Source organism: Burkholderia sp. AW49-1, from assembly GCF_053427845.1.
The window spans coordinates 25859-39834 of record NZ_JBSAXF010000013.1 but is presented as its reverse complement, the minus strand read 5'-3'; the positions used below and the strand labels follow the sequence as shown (position 1 = coordinate 39834).

The 13976-nt window shown below is 67.1% G+C and carries 12 protein-coding genes, 1 tRNA gene and 1 pseudogene; 6 read left to right on the top strand and 8 right to left on the bottom strand.

Features of this window, described 5'->3' with window-relative positions:
• Positions 1-197: 197 nt before the first annotated feature.
• The gene (locus ACV22W_RS20245; protein WP_057924643.1) at positions 198-1211 is read left to right on the top strand and encodes a D-2-hydroxyacid dehydrogenase family protein; all 1014 of its coding nucleotides are present in this window, start codon (positions 198-200) and stop codon (positions 1209-1211) included.
• Positions 1212-1260: 49 nt separating this feature from the next.
• Here the strand turns inward: ACV22W_RS20245 and ACV22W_RS20240 are convergent, their stop codons facing one another.
• Complete coding sequence (locus ACV22W_RS20240; RefSeq protein WP_448021285.1) at positions 1261-2127, bottom strand: patatin-like phospholipase family protein; 867 nt, start codon at positions 2125-2127, stop codon at positions 1261-1263.
• Positions 2128-2135: 8 nt separating this feature from the next.
• Complete coding sequence (locus ACV22W_RS20235) at positions 2136-2540, bottom strand: PaaI family thioesterase (protein ID WP_011886440.1); 405 nt, start codon at positions 2538-2540, stop codon at positions 2136-2138.
• Between the two features lie 191 nt (positions 2541-2731).
• Between ACV22W_RS20235 and ACV22W_RS20230 the strand changes: the two genes are divergently transcribed.
• Positions 2732-2807: transfer RNA gene (locus ACV22W_RS20230), tRNA-Lys, on the top strand.
• A 344-nt stretch (positions 2808-3151) separates the two neighbouring features.
• A complete protein-coding gene (locus ACV22W_RS20225) occupies positions 3152-4057 on the top strand; it encodes a DUF3592 domain-containing protein (protein ID WP_448021283.1) in 906 nt (301 codons plus the stop codon).
• 43 nt (positions 4058-4100) lie between these two features.
• On the opposite strand, the gene ACV22W_RS20220 is transcribed toward ACV22W_RS20225, so the two are convergent.
• A complete protein-coding gene (locus ACV22W_RS20220) occupies positions 4101-4715 on the bottom strand; it encodes a CGNR zinc finger domain-containing protein (protein WP_448021281.1) in 615 nt (204 codons plus the stop codon).
• Between the two features lie 81 nt (positions 4716-4796).
• On the opposite strand from ACV22W_RS20220, the gene ACV22W_RS20215 reads away from it, so the two are divergent.
• Complete coding sequence (locus ACV22W_RS20215; protein WP_448021279.1) at positions 4797-5612, top strand: alpha/beta fold hydrolase; 816 nt, start codon at positions 4797-4799, stop codon at positions 5610-5612.
• A gap of 28 nt (positions 5613-5640) precedes the next feature.
• Here the strand turns inward: ACV22W_RS20215 and ACV22W_RS20210 are convergent, their stop codons facing one another.
• The 3 genes from ACV22W_RS20210 to phnA all read right to left on the bottom strand — a co-directional run bounded on the left by ACV22W_RS20210 (position 5641) and on the right by phnA (position 8653).
• On the bottom strand, positions 5641-5793 hold the full coding sequence (locus ACV22W_RS20210) for a hypothetical protein (protein ID WP_448021277.1): 153 nt from the start codon (positions 5791-5793) through the stop codon (positions 5641-5643).
• A gap of 139 nt (positions 5794-5932) precedes the next feature.
• Complete coding sequence (phnY, locus tag ACV22W_RS20205; protein WP_448021275.1) at positions 5933-7387, bottom strand: phosphonoacetaldehyde dehydrogenase; 1455 nt, start codon at positions 7385-7387, stop codon at positions 5933-5935.
• Between the two features lie 27 nt (positions 7388-7414).
• Positions 7415-8653 (bottom strand): phosphonoacetate hydrolase, encoded by a 1239-nt coding sequence (gene phnA / locus ACV22W_RS20200; RefSeq protein WP_448021273.1) that lies wholly within the window; start codon positions 8651-8653, stop codon positions 7415-7417.
• Positions 8654-8800: 147 nt separating this feature from the next.
• On the opposite strand from phnA, the pseudogene ACV22W_RS20195 reads away from it, so the two are divergent.
• Both ACV22W_RS20195 and ACV22W_RS20190 read left to right on the top strand, forming a co-directional pair.
• A pseudogene (locus ACV22W_RS20195) lies at positions 8801-9089 on the top strand (2-aminoethylphosphonate--pyruvate transaminase); the annotation flags it as partial.
• Between the two features lie 107 nt (positions 9090-9196).
• Complete coding sequence (locus tag ACV22W_RS20190) at positions 9197-10585, top strand: FAD-dependent oxidoreductase (protein ID WP_448021271.1); 1389 nt, start codon at positions 9197-9199, stop codon at positions 10583-10585.
• Positions 10586-10678: 93 nt separating this feature from the next.
• On the opposite strand, the gene ACV22W_RS20185 is transcribed toward ACV22W_RS20190, so the two are convergent.
• Together ACV22W_RS20185 and ACV22W_RS20180 are read right to left on the bottom strand one after the other, a co-directional pair.
• Positions 10679-11404, bottom strand: coding sequence for a phosphonate utilization associated transcriptional regulator (locus tag ACV22W_RS20185; protein WP_448021269.1), 726 nt, complete (start codon positions 11402-11404; stop codon positions 10679-10681).
• Between the two features lie 185 nt (positions 11405-11589).
• Positions 11590-13761 (bottom strand): phosphocholine-specific phospholipase C, encoded by a 2172-nt coding sequence (locus ACV22W_RS20180; protein WP_448021267.1) that lies wholly within the window; start codon positions 13759-13761, stop codon positions 11590-11592.
• Between the last annotated feature and the right edge of the window lie 215 nt (positions 13762-13976).

The following is a 13976-nucleotide window of genomic DNA, read 5'->3' as shown; positions in this document are numbered from 1 at the left end:
ACAACATCGCACCCCGCCGAACCCGGCGGGAGCGGCGCCGGGTCAGGCCGGCGCCGATTGCGGCGGAGCGTAACAACCTGTTAAAAAGACACCACGACGTCCGCCGACGTAGCATCATGTCGGCCCCGGCCGGGCGGGACGGGTGCGCGACGTGCGCCGCCGCCACTGCCGCTTTCAACGCGCGACTCCCGCTGATCATGAAAATTGCCATCCTCGACGACTACCAGGACGCCGTCCGCAAGCTGAACTGCTTCGAGATGCTCGCCGAGCACGACGTGAAGGTCTTCAACAACACGGTACGCGGCCTGGGGCAACTCGCGAGCCGCCTGGCGGAAGTCGAGGCGCTCGTGCTGATTCGCGAGCGCACGCCGATTTCGTCGCAATTGCTCGCCAAGCTGCCGAACCTGCGCATGATCAGCCAGACCGGCCGTATCTCGAGCCACATCGACCTCGAAGCGTGTACCGATCGCGGCATCGCGGTGCTCGAAGGCACGGGTTCGCCGGTCGCGCCCGCCGAACTGACCTGGGCGCTCGTGATGGCCGCCCAGCGCCGCATTCCGCAATACGTCGCGAACCTGAAACAGGGTGCCTGGCAGCAGTCGGGCCTGAAGACGTCGGCGCTGCCGCCGAACTTCGGTCTCGGCCAGGTGCTGCGCGGCCAGACGCTCGGCATCTGGGGCTACGGCAAGATCGGCCGGCTGGTCGCCGGCTACGGCAAGGCGTTCGGGATGAATGTGCTGATCTGGGGCCGCGAGCATTCGCTCGAGGCCGCGCGCGCCGACGGCTACACCGCCGCCGAGAGCCGCGAAGCGCTGTTCGAGCAGAGCGACGTGCTGTCGCTGCACCTGCGCATGCACGACGACACGCGCGGGATCGTGAAGCAGGAAGACCTGATGCGGATGAAGCCGACGTCGCTGCTCGTCAACACGAGCCGCGCGGAACTGCTCGAGGAAAACGCGCTCGTCAACGCGCTGTCGCACAACCGTCCGGGGATGGTCGCGATCGACGTGTTCGAGAGCGAGCCGATCCTGCAGGGCTACAGCCTGCTGCGGATGGAAAACGTGATCTGCACGCCGCACATCGGCTATGTGGAGCGCGAAAGCTACGAGCTCTACTTCAGCGCGGCGTTCCGGAACATCCTCGCGTTCGACCAGGGCGACCTGTCGAGCGTCGTCAATCCGGAAGCGCTGACGCCGCGACGCGTGCGCTGACCGGCGCGGGCCGCACTCGCCGCGCGGCTCCGTTTCTCCATTCCCGCCTTCAGGCGGCCACGCGCCCGCCCGTCATCGCGTCGACGCGCGTGAGGAAATGCTCGCCGTCGCGTCGCCCGAGGTCGTATGCATGCCGCATCTGCGACGGACTCGTGTAATCCCAGCTCGAAATCGGCACCTTGCTCGACGGCTGCACATAGAGCCGTCGCTGGTCGCCATGCGCGACCGTGAACATCTGCGGGCGCGGATACAGCCGCGTGACGAGCACCAGCGCATCGCCCGGCGATGCGTCGAGCGCGTCGACCGGCACGTTGTCGACCATGCCGCCGTCGAGCACCGGCCGGCCGCCGCGGCGCAGCACCGGCGTGAACGGCGGCGTGCACGACGACTGCAGGATCAGGTCGGCGAGTTCTTCGACGCTCGCGCATGCCTGCGCGCGCACGAACTCGGGCCGGAAGCCGAGCGTGCGCCCGAGCGTCGGGTGCAGCGTCTTGCGCACGTACTTTTCGATGTTGTATGCAACGAGGCCCGCCGCGACCGCGCTGCGCGCGCCGAGCCAGCGCGGCACGTGCGACACGCCGATGCGGATCTCCGGCGCGTCGGCAAGTTGCGGGAACGGCTCGCCGTAGATGTCGAGCAGCGCCTGACGGTAGATCCGGTAATGCGGAAACACCGGCTCGCGTCTGAACAGATTGCCCCAGTACGCGTTCTTGCGGTTGTGGCGCAGCGCCTCCTCGTAATAGCGCATCACCCACGCGGCGTCGCGCGTATACAGCATGCAGGCGGTCGCCGCGCCGGCCGAGATGCCGGCGATCACGCGCGGACGCAAGCCGAGCGCCGGCTGGGCAACGTCCCAGAAGCCGGCCTGCCACCAGCAGCGATTGCCGCCGCCCGCGAAAACGATCTGGTCGAACATCGCGCCGCTCAGCTGACGAGCGCGTAGGTCGACGTTGCGTGAACGGCCATCTTGCCGTCCTCGTCGAACAGCTCGACTTCGCCGAACACCAGGTTGCGACCCATCCGCAGCACGCGCGCGGTGACGAGCACGTCACCCTTGCGCACCGGACGCATGAAATTCGTGTTCAGCGAGACGGTGGTCATCGGCCGGAACTCGCCGAGCGCGGCCGAGATCGCGACCACCATCGCGGTGTCGGCAGCGGCCGTGAACACTTGCCCGCAGATGATGCCGCCCGAATGACGGAATTCGCCGGAAAACGGCAGGCGCATCGTGACGCTGTCGTCGCCGATCGATACGGGGACCAGACCGAGCGAGCGGACCCACGGGGCCAGCAGGCGGTCCAGCAATTCGCGGACTGCGTTTTCGTCCATCTTCGAATGTCCAGAAAACGTTGCGCGACCGCCGCGCAACAGGTGTGGACGTCATCATACCGGGAGCGCGCCAACTGCGATCGCTCGTTACCGCGCGGGCCGCCGCCGGGGCCGTGACGAAGTATTTTCAGGAAATTTGCAGAAAGCACTTGCCAAGACCGAAATCCCCGTGCATAATCTTTCTTCTGTTGGGGGCGTTAGCTCAGTTGGTAGAGCAGCGGACTCTTAATCCGTAGGTCGAGTGTTCGAGTCACTCACGCCCCACCAGGAATTCAAAAGGCCGGTCAGCGCAAGCTGACCGGCCTTTTTCCGTTCCGGCGACCGATTCAGGCGCCCGCCTGACTCCCCCGCATCACGGCATGCAATTACATACATGCCTTGCCCGTGCACTTTCCGCTAGAATCGTCCGACAAAATATCACACGACCGGAACGGCGATCGCCATATCGCCGCCGGCACTGAGAGAGCATGGGACGTCAAACATGGAATCATGTGAGCGAGACGCGACCATTCAGAGGGCATGGTCACGCCAACAGCGGCGCGCGCGTCGAGTCGCGCCATCCCCCCGATCGCATCCGGCTCCATCGCACGACGCGCACCGCGGATCTGGCGATGCCACGTAAGGAGGCGCTCGTCGCACTCGCGCTCGGCGTTGCGCTGCTCGTGGTCGCAGCGATGCTCGCCGTCACCGCGAGCCACGCGGTGGGTGATCTGGTCCGCACGCCAGGCACGGTCGTGCGCATCGTGCAAGACAGCGACGCGATGCGTGGATACCGCCCGATCGTCGCCTATCTCGCGAACGACGGCCATCGCCGTGAAGTCGCCGGCAATACCGCATCGGTGGTCCCGGCTTACGACATCGGCGAAAGCGTGGACGTCATGGTCGATCCGGCCCATCCGAATCGTCCCGCGCTGATCGACGATTTCACGCAACGCTGGTTTCCCGTCGCGGTGCCGGCACTGCTCGCGGTCGCGTCGCTTGCGATCGGCAGCCTGCTTTACGGGAGCGAGCGCCGCAGCCGGCACGCCGACGCGCTTGCCGCACCGGCCGCCGGCAAGTCGGCCCGGCGCCGCTGGAACATCGCGATCGTGCTGATGCCGATCGCGATCGGCACCGGCTTCCTGGCCGGCGCAGGCGCTGCCGGGCTGAGACAATGGCAGATCGCCCGCCATTACGCGCACTCGACCGGCCACGTCGTCGAGATCACCGAATCCGCACAATCGTCCCGCGCACGCACGTCACTTTATTCAGCAACCATTGCGTTCACGACCGACAGCGGCCGCCCGGTCACGTTCGCGCAAGGCTCGGCTTCATCGCGCCCCGGGCTGTACGAAGGCGAGGTGGTCAACGTGCTGTACGACCCCGTCATACCCGAGCGCGCGGTCATCGACCGGTTCTGGGACCGATGGGGACTCGCGGCGATCCTGTTCGCGATCGGCGCACCGTTCCTCGTCGCCGGATTGTTCGTCATCGGTGCGCTATGGCCCGACCATCGGCTGCACGAACTCACCGAGTGACGAACCGCGGAGCAGCCGGGCCGTCGTCACCACGGCCCTCGCCTCACCGCTCCCTGAATGCCTCCACCTTCGCGCGATTCCCGCACGTGCGCATGTCGCACCAGCGTCGCCCGACGCCGCGACCGCGATCGACGAAGAACCACGTACAGCGGCCGCACTGCCGCACGCGCGCGAAGTCGTCGCCGCGCAGCAGATGCTCGAACCCGAGCGCGGCCGCGTCGACCCAGCGCGACGCGGCACGCGCATCGGGCCGCCACGCGAAGCGGCCATCGACCGCGTCGAACGTGCTGCGCCCGATCGCATCGCGAATCGCCTCCGCGAGCCGGTGCGCCGCCCGCGCGCCGGCGCTGCCGCTGCCACCGCTCGTCAGGTGCGCGAGCGCCACGTATGCCTCTTCGCGAAAACCATGCAGCGCGGCGAGCTCGTCCGCGCCGTCCTGCCGGGGATGACGCAGAAACCGTGTCAGGTCGGCCCGAGCCAGCAACCCCGACTTCCCCGCCCATGCGCGCACGGCCGCCCAGTCGACGAGTTTGTCCTCGTCGCGCGTCTTGCCCGTGTCGGCCACCGTGTTCAGGAAATCGAGCGCCGAATGGCCGCCGACGAAATCGGCCGCGGTCCATGCGTGCGCCTGTCGCGCAGGCTCGTGTCGAGTAACCATTTATTCTCACCTATCGGTTTCACATCCGGATGAACAGGCGTAACCTGTTATCAACCCAAACAGGTTAGCACGGAGGCGCCGATGCTCGATCTCGCCAATCGCTTCGTTTTCGACGGTCACCGGATCGCATGGGGCACGCTCGGTGACGGGCCGCCGCTCGTGCTCGTGCACGGCACGCCGTTTTCATCGCAGGTGTGGCGCCGGATCGCGCCATGGCTCGCGCGACGCCATCGCGTGTTCTTCTACGACCTGCTCGGCTACGGCCAGTCGGACATGCCCGACGCGGACGTCTCGCTCGGCCGGCAGAACGTGCTGTTCGGCGCCCTGCTCGACGAATGGAATATTTCGCGGCCGCGCGTGCTGGCGCACGATTACGGCGGCGCGACCGTGCTGCGCGCGCACTTCATCGACGGCATCGCGTATTCGGACCTGACGCTCGTGAACCCGGTCGCGATCGCGCCACAAGGCTCGCCGTTCGTACGGCATGTCGCGCAGCACGAAGCCGCGTTCACCGGGCTGCCGGCGTATGCGCACCATGCGCTCGTGTCGGCCTATATCGGCAATGCCGTCGCGCAACCTTTGAGCGACGACGTGCTGTCGATCTACCGCTCGCCATGGCTCTCGTCGGCCGGCCAGCGGGCGTTCTATCGACAGATCGCGCAGATGCGCCAGCGTTACATCGAGGAAGCCGAGGCACGCTACGTGACGCCGGACTTTCCGGTGCGCATCGTGTGGGGTGAGGACGACGCGTGGATTCCAATCGAACAGGGGCAGGCCCTCGCCGATCGCATCGCGGGCGGCAAGCTGATCCGCGTGCCGTGTGCGGGCCACCTCGTTCAGGAAGATGCACCGGAAGCGATCGTCGCCGCGGCGCTCGACGGGCCCGGGCAGGATTGAGCCGATGCAGCCCGCGCGGCGTGGCGCGTCAGAAGGCCGGTACGCCCTGCGCGAACTTCGCGATGCGCGAGTCGCGCGGTCGCCCGAACAACTCTCGCGATGCGCCGGCCTCGACGACACGGCCATCCGCGAGAAACACCGCAACGTACGCGCCCGCCTCCGGCACTTCGGGCAGGTTCACGCAGCGCAACAGCGTGCGCTTGCATCCTGCCGACGCGAGCAAGCCCGGTAAAACGCAAATCGGCCCACAATATGCGCCGATCGAACAACGCCCGCACCGACCACGAAGCCGGTGCGGGCGCGGGCACATTACGTGCCGCCTACCACGGCAGCGAATAGGTCTTCGTGTTCGTGAAGCTCTTCATCGCCTCCTGCACGCCTTCCTTGTAGCCGAGGCCCGAATCCTTCACACCGCCGAACGGCGTCAGTTCGAGCCGGTAGCCCGGCACCTCGCGCACGTTCACGCTGCCGACCTCGAGCTCCGTGATGAAGCGCGTGATGCTGTCGAAGCGGTTCGTGCAGACCGACGACGACAACGCATAGTCGGTGCTGTTCGACATTCTGATCGCGTCGTCGATGTCGCGAAAGCGCATGATCGGCGAGACGGGCCCGAACGTCTCGTGCTTCACGAGCGGCATGTCGGGCGTCACGCGATCGACGACCGTCGGCGAATACAACGCGCCGTTGCGCACGTTGCCGACCAGAAGCCGCGCACCGCGCGCGATCGCGTCGTTCACCTGCTGCTCGCAGAACTTCGCGGCCGCTTCGTCGATCACGGTGCCCATGTCGACCGACGGATCCGCCGGATTCCCGTAAGCCCACGCGCGGGTTTTCTCGACGACCAGTTCCGTGAAGCGATCGGCCACCGCCTCGTGCACGAGCATGCGCTTGATCGCGGTGCAGCGCTGCCCCGAGTTCTTGTACGAGCCCGACACGGCGAGCGTGCTCGCTTCGTCGAGATCGGCGTCTTCCATCACGATGATCGGATCGTTGCCGCCGAGTTCGAGCACCGCGCGCCGGTAACCCATCCGGGACGCGATCGACTTGCCGATCGACACGCCGCCGGTGAACGTGATCAGGTCGATCGCCGGGTTCGTGATCAGCTCGTCCGCGATCTCCTTCGGGTCGCCGGTGATCACCTGCAGCATCTGCGGCGGGAGGCCGGCTTCATACAGGATGTCCGCAAACAGGTAGCACGACAGCGGCACCTTCTCCGACGGCTTCACGACGATCCGGTTGTTGGTTGCGACCGAAGGTACGACCTTGTGCGCGACCTGGTTCATCGGATGGTTGAACGGCGTGATCGCGGAGATCACGCCGAGCAGCGGCTCGCGCTGCGTGTACACGCGGCGCTTCTTGCCGTGCGGCGTCAGATCGCACGAGAAGATCTGCCCGTCGTCCTTCAGCACTTCGCCCGCGCCGAACGTGAGCACGTCGGCCACGCGCCCCGCTTCGTACGTCGAATCCTTGATGCACAATCCGGCCTCGGCCGTGATCAGCGCCGCGATCTTGGCGGTGCGCGCACGCACGATGTCGGCCGCGCGGCGCAGGATCGCCGCACGCTCGTGGCGCGAGAGGGACGGCCGGTATGCACGCGCGACGGCGAATGCGCGTCGCACGTCGTCGAGCGTCGCCTTCGGTACGGTGCCGACCAGCGTTCCGTCGTACGGGTTGCGGACCTCGATCACCGCGTCGCGATGAATCCGCTCCCCATCGATTCGCAGTGCTTCACGATGAGGTGAACCGGTCTCCGTCGAGGCTGCAATGCCGTTCATGATGTCTCCCTGGCGGATGCGTCCGCGTCACTGCAAATGATTGAGCGCGATGTCGATGATGTCGAAGTTGCGCAGTCGCGCGCGGCCCGTGACGTCGGTCGCGACCGGCTTGCTGAAGATCAGCGGCACGATCTGCTCGGAGATCCCGCCGTGCGAGCGCAGCGGCACGTCGAGGCCCGACAGGTCGTGCTTGATGCGGCGCGTGCCGAGCACGACGTCCTGCTTCGAGATCACGATCAGGTCGCCCATCCGGTCGGGCGGCAGCTCGAAGCGCGCGCAGCCTTCGGCACCCGTCAGCACGACCTCGATGCCGTCCACCGCGGCGAGCCGCGCGCGCAGCGCGTCGGCGTCGGCGGAAGCCGGCACGTAGACGGTCGCGAACGAGCCGAGCGCACCGTGATGCACGACGTACGGATCGGTGATCGGCAGGATCACGCGCGCCGCATCGTGGCCGAGCCACTCGTCGAACAGCTCCTGCAGATAAATCACGTTCGGCTCGCCGGTCTCGCCGTCGTGCTTCGCGTTCATCCCGTGGTCGGCCGTGATCGCGACGATCGCGCCGAGCGCGTCGAGCCGCTTCAGGTACGCGTCCATCATCTGGTAGAACGCGTTCGCGCCATCGGTGCCGGGTGCGCACTTGTGCTGCACGTAGTCGGTCGTCGACAGGTACATCAGGTCGATCGGGCGCGTCTCGAGCAGGCGCACGCCGGCCGCGAACACGAACTCGGACAGGTCCGCGCTGTACACGCTCGGCACCGGCTTGCCGACCAGCTCGAGCACGTTGTCGATGCCGTTTTCCTCGAGGCTCGCCTCGTCGGCCTTCTCCGACGAGAAGCAGATGCCCTCGAGCCCCTTGCCGAGCAGGCGCCGCAGCTTGTCCTTCGCGGTGACGACCGCGACGCGCGCGCCGTGTTCGGCGAAGGTCGCGAGCACGGTGGGCGCAACGAGGTACTTCGGATCGTTCATCAGCACCTCGGCGCCGGAGTCGCGATCGTAGAAGTAGTTGCCGCTTATCCCGTGGATCGCCGGCGGCACGCCGGTCACGATCGACAGGTTGTTCGGGTTCGTGAAGCTCGGCACCACGCACTCGCCCTTGAGCGCCGTGCCCGGCTTCAGCAGCGTGCGCAGGAACGGCGCGACGCCGGCCTCGGCCGCCATCTCGAGATATTCGTAGGCGCAGCCGTCGACGCAGACCACCACCACGGGGCGGCTCATCCAGTTGTAGCGGCGGCCGTTCACTTCCACGGATACAGGCGTTTCGGTCATGACGTTCAGTCCTTTCGGTTCAAAGGGGGCGATCTGTCGGCGCCCGCGCCGCGCCGAGGAGGTGTTTTCATGCTTGACATTAAAATTGATGATTTGTAGATTGTCAACAACATGCAAAGAACAGAAAGCAAAAGGCTGAAGGACCGCGGACTCGCCGCGCCCGGCTTCCGCCCGTTCCTCGAACCGGCGATCCAGGTGCCGATCATCGTCACGCTCCATGTGCCGGACGATCCGAACTACGATTTCAAGCGCCTTTATCAGGAGGTCAAAAAGCGCGGCTACATTCTGTATCCGGGCAAAGTTGACGGAATTCGACACGTTCCGCGTCGGCTGCATCGGCCACTGCGGCGAAGCCGGCATTCCCGGCGCGGCGGCCGCGATCGCCAACACGCAGAAGCCGATGGATGTGCGGCGCGTGTCCGCCGAAGCGGCGGCTGACGCGATGCACCCGCCGCACAACGACACATGTCGCCGCGCGGCGGCTTCGTTTTGTTTTCCCGCTGTGCGCGGCACGGCCCCCGACCCTTACCGGCACGACATCCGATGCGACCCTTCTGGATCGAACAAGCACTGTTCAACGATGGCGATCTCGCCCCTGCGCTGCAGGGCGCGACGCAGGCCGACGTCTGTATCGTCGGCGGAGGCTTCACCGGGCTCTGGACCGCGATCCAGGCGAAGCAGCAGAACCCGGCGCTCGACATCGCGATACTCGAGGCCGACCTGTGCGGCGCCGGCGCGAGCGGGCGCAACGGCGGCTGCCTGCTTACATGGTCGGCGAAATTCCTGACGCTGCGGAGGCTGTTCGGCGAAGCGGAGGCGATCCGGCTCGTGAAGGCGTCGGAGGCGGCCGTCCAGCACATCGCCGACTTCTGCCGCGCGCATCGCATCGATGCCGAGCTGCGGCTCGACGGCACGCTGTACACCGCGACATCGCGCGCGCAGGTCGGCACGCTCGCGCCGGTGCTCGACGCGCTCGCCGCGTGCGGCATCCACAGCTACGAGCCGCTGCCGGCCGCCGACGTCGCGCGCCGCTCGGGCTCCGCACGCAATCTCGACGGCGTGTACTCGCCGATCGCTGCGACGGTGCATCCGGGCAAGCTCGTGCGCGGGCTGCGCCGCGTCGCGCTCGACATGGGGATCCGGATCCACGAACGCACGCCGCTCGTCGACTTCACGCCGGGGCAGCCGGCCGTCGTGCGCACGCCGTCCGGCAGCGTGCGCGCGAGCAAGCTGGTGTTCGCGATCAACGCATGGATGGCGAGCCGCTTCCCGCAGTTCGAACGCACGATCGCGGTCGTGTCGAGCGACATGGTCATCACCGAGAAATGCCCGGAACTGCTCGAGCGGACCGGGCTCGTGGACGGTGTGTCGGTGCTCGATTCGCGGATCTTCGTGTATTACTACCGCACGACCGCCGACGGACGGCTGATGCTCGGCAAGGGCGGCAACACGTTCTCATGGCGCAGCCGCATCGCGCCGGTGTTCGACCGGCGCTCGCCGTACGAGGCGCAGCTCACGCGGAGCCTGCGCGAATTCTTCCCGTCGCTCGCCGGCGTGCCGATCACCGCAAGCTGGAACGGCCCGTCGGACCGCTCGGTGACGGGCTTCCCGTTCTTCGGGCGCCTCGACGACGCGCCGAACGTGTTCTACGGCTTCGGCTATTCGGGCAACGGCGTCGGGCCGACCTACATGGGCGGACAGATCCTGTCGTCGCTGGTGCTCGGCCTCGACAACGTTTGGACGCGTAGTCCGATTGCACGCGGCCCGCTCGGCCATTTCCCACCGGAGCCGATCCGCTATGTCGGCGCGCACGTCGTGCGCAATGCGATCCGCCGCAAGGAGCGCGCGGAAGACAAGGGCCGACGGCCGGCGAAGGTCGACACATGGCTCGCGAAATTCGCGAGCGCGGCGGGCAAGGCCGACAAGGCGTGACGATGCGATGACGCGACGCGCAACGAAGCGCAACGAAAAAGGGACGCGGCGAAGCGTCCCTTTGCTTTTGGTACGGCCGCCCGTGCGGCCGCGTCACACGCGCGCGGCTTTCTCGCGCGCCGCCTTGCCCGCGGGCAGCCCCTGCTCGTGCGTGCGGCGCATCCGCGCGAGGCCGTGCGCGAGGTGCTCGCGCACGAGCGCGACGGCCTTCTCCTCGTCGCCGCTCGCGAGCGCCTGCACGATCTTGCCGTGCTCGGCCGCCGACACCGCGATCGCATCCTCCTCGGCCTCGATCGCGGCCTGGCGCAACAGCCCGAGCTGGCGCACGAGCCGGCGATAGGTGTCGGTGAGGTGCGTATTGCCGACCCCGACCACCATCGCGTCGTGGAACTGCACGTTCAGCTCGGTATAGCGCGTGACGTCGTGCGCCTTCGCCGCATCCTTCATCGACTGGATGATGCCCTTCAGCACCTTCAGCGTATCGGGCGAAATGCGTTTCGCGAGCGCGCGCGCGACCGACTCGTCGAGCATCGCGCGCACTTCGTAGATTTCCTCTGCCTCGCGCAGCGGCACGACACGCACCGTCACGCCGCGGTTCTTCTCGTTGCGCAGCAGCCCGGCCTGCTCCAGCGCACGGAATGCCTCGCGCACGGGCCCGCGTGACACGTTCAGCTTGGTCGCGATATCGACTTCGTTGAGTTTCTCGCCCGGCGCATATTCGCCGGACACGATCGCGCGCTCGAGCATGTCCTGGACAATCATCGCGAGCGACTGGCTTTGCAGGAGTTCGATGGCGTTGAGCGCGTTCGGGGCAGTCATGATCGGGCAGGCAGCGAAGCTGCGGGTGAAAACGAGGGCGCCATGTCGGCGAATGATCGTTGTATACCCTCGGCCCGACATATTGTCAACAGTCTTCAGTTTCCAAAAAACTGTTCCTCGTGCCCGGAATGCGGTTGGCGTGCGGCCGGCGCGAGCACGCCGGACCGCACGACGCAGGCCTGCCGTCAGGCCGTCTGCTTGACCGGCCCCGGATCGCTCTGGCTCGGCCGGCCCGTCTCGACGTGGCCGGCGAAGCGGCGCACGACCTTGTCGTCGCCGCCGCGCAGCGTCGTCGCGGTGATCGTCAGATCGTACCAACCATGGCTCGACGACAACTCGAAGTGATCCTCGATGCGCTCGCCCGGCTCCAGCGTGTAGGTGCGCGCATGCGCGTGGCTGTACGCGTTGTCGACGACCACGCGGCATGCCGCACGACCGCTGTTGCGCAGTTGCAGGTACACGTGACGATTGCGCACGTCGTAGCCGACCTTCGCTTCCGGATTTGCGTGGCGGCCGTCCGCGGCCAGCCGCGTGTTGCCCTGGAATTCGCACAGATAGCCGTTCGGGCCATAGGCCGCGAGATGGTAGTCGCCGCGCGCGGCCGACGTGCTCCAGGTATCGGCGAAGCGGTCGTGCGAGGACACCGCGTAGCGGCGCGGCGGCGTCGCCGGATTGCGGCGGTCGTACACGTAGAACGCGGCGCCCGCGTCACCCGAGTTCGCGAAATCGAGCGACACGCTGTCGTCGCGCCCGTTCACGCGGGCATGCACGAACAGTTCGTAAGGCAGCGCGCGCGCCGGACGCGTGCCGGGCTCCTGCGCCGGCATCGACTGCTGCGCGGGCACCTGGTACGCCTGGCCGGCCGTGGCGATGTGCTGCGGCACCGTGAAGCTCACCGTGCGCGTATCGGGCCGCGCTGAGAAGTCGAATGCCGACGTGAGGTCGCCGCAGACCGACCGGCGCCACGCGCTGATGTTCGGCTCCTGTACGCCGAAGCGCGCTTCGAGGAAACGCAGCACCGACGTGTGGTCGAACGTCTCCGAGCAGACCCAGCCGCCCTTCGTCCACGGCGAGATGATGATCAGCGGCACGCGCGGCCCGAGGCCGATCGGCTGAATGCCGCCCGGGTCCGCTCCCGGCACGAGCGGGCTCATCTCGCCCGGGTACTTGTTCAGGTCGAGCAGTTCGTCGCCGAGGTTCGACAGCAGGTTCGACGACACGATGCCCTGGCCGCCCACGCCGCTCGTGACCGGCGGCACCGGCGGCACGACGTGGTCGAACAGCCCGTCGTTCTCGTCGTAGTTGAGGATGAACACCGTCTTCGCCCACACTTCGGGGTTCGACGTCAGCGCCTCGAGCACCATGTTGATGTAGAACGCGCCGTCGGTCGGCGACGCTTGCGGGTGCTCGCTGTACTTGTAAGGCGCGACGATCCACGACACCTGCGGCAGCCGGTTCGCCTGCACGTCGGCCTTCAGCTCGGCGAGCGTGTGGTCCGACGCGCCCTTGTCGACCAGCGGGCCGCTCGCGCCTTCCTTCACTTGAAACTTCTTGAAGAACATCAGCGAATTGTCGGTGTAGTTGTCGGTCGGGTCGCCCGGAATGCCCGTGCCGCCCTGGTACACCTTCCAGCTGATCTTCGCGTTCTCGAGACGTTCCGCGTAGGTCGTCCACGTGTAGCCGTTCGTGTCGTTGCGCTCGCCGATGCCGGGGCCGTTCGGCTGTGCGCCGTACACGTTGCGCGAGTCGATCGTGCCGGTCCACAGATAGATGCGGTTCGGTGCCGTGTCGGCGTGCGCGGAGCAGAAGTACGCGTCGCAGATCGTGAACGCGTCGGCCAGTGCGTAGTGGTACGTGAGATCCTGGCGCTTCAGGTAGCCCATCGTCAGCACATCCTGCTTCTGGTTCACCCACTGGTCCCACTGGCCGTTGTTCCAGGAGAGGTGGCCGCTGCTCCAGCCGTGGTTGGTGCCCGGCTGGAATTCGGTCGTCTGCTTCGGGTCGAGGTAGAACGGCAGCACGTACGGCGCGGACGGATCGATCCCGCGCGAATGGTAGTTCTTCGTGAACACCGACGCCGGCGGCTGCTGCCACACCGGCGCACCGCTCGGCAGCAGGTGCGGGCGCGGGTCGTTGAAGCCGCGCACGCCGCGCAGCCCGCCGAAGTAATGGTCGAACGAGCGGTTTTCCTGCATGAAGATCACGACGTGTTCGACGTCGCGGATCGTGCCGGTGCGATAGGCGGCCGGCATGGCCAGCGCCTTGCGGATCGCGGGCGGGAAGCCGGCGTAGGCGGCCATCGCGCCGGCCGACTGGGCGGCGAGGCGCAGGAAATCGCGTCGTTTGGTGGCGGACATGAAGAGGATCCTGTGGGTCGGTAAGGGTGGCGCCGGTCGAGCGGGGCCGGCGGTCGGTGCGTTGCCGTTATTACTCCGCACCGGCGTGTCCCGGCCGTGACCGGTTCCAGCAGGTTTCTTGCGCTCACCCCCAGCTTTTTTTCGAAGCGGCGCCCGGCGCGCCTTTCATCCGGCCGACACATGCCTGCGCTATGCTGACGCGCGATGAAGAGGGG

Excerpts from the sequence above, each read along its gene's own strand:
- ACV22W_RS20215 (WP_448021279.1), top strand. The coding sequence starts at position 4,797 with ATGCTCGATCTCGCCAATCGCTTCGTTTTCGACGGTCACCGGATCGCA.
- phnY (WP_448021275.1), bottom strand. The coding sequence starts at position 7,387 with ATGAACGGCATTGCAGCCTCGACGGAGACCGGTTCACCTCATCGTGAA.
- ACV22W_RS20220 (WP_448021281.1), bottom strand. The coding sequence starts at position 4,715 with ATGGTTACTCGACACGAGCCTGCGCGACAGGCGCACGCATGGACCGCG.
- phnA (WP_448021273.1), bottom strand. The coding sequence starts at position 8,653 with ATGACCGAAACGCCTGTATCCGTGGAAGTGAACGGCCGCCGCTACAAC.
- ACV22W_RS20190 (WP_448021271.1), top strand. The coding sequence starts at position 9,197 with ATGCGACCCTTCTGGATCGAACAAGCACTGTTCAACGATGGCGATCTC.
- ACV22W_RS20185 (WP_448021269.1), bottom strand. The coding sequence starts at position 11,404 with ATGACTGCCCCGAACGCGCTCAACGCCATCGAACTCCTGCAAAGCCAG.
- ACV22W_RS20225 (WP_448021283.1), top strand. The coding sequence starts at position 3,152 with ATGCCACGTAAGGAGGCGCTCGTCGCACTCGCGCTCGGCGTTGCGCTG.
- ACV22W_RS20235 (WP_011886440.1), bottom strand. The coding sequence starts at position 2,540 with ATGGACGAAAACGCAGTCCGCGAATTGCTGGACCGCCTGCTGGCCCCG.
- ACV22W_RS20180 (WP_448021267.1), bottom strand. The coding sequence starts at position 13,761 with ATGTCCGCCACCAAACGACGCGATTTCCTGCGCCTCGCCGCCCAGTCG.
- ACV22W_RS20240 (WP_448021285.1), bottom strand. The coding sequence starts at position 2,127 with ATGTTCGACCAGATCGTTTTCGCGGGCGGCGGCAATCGCTGCTGGTGG.
- ACV22W_RS20245 (WP_057924643.1), top strand. The coding sequence starts at position 198 with ATGAAAATTGCCATCCTCGACGACTACCAGGACGCCGTCCGCAAGCTG.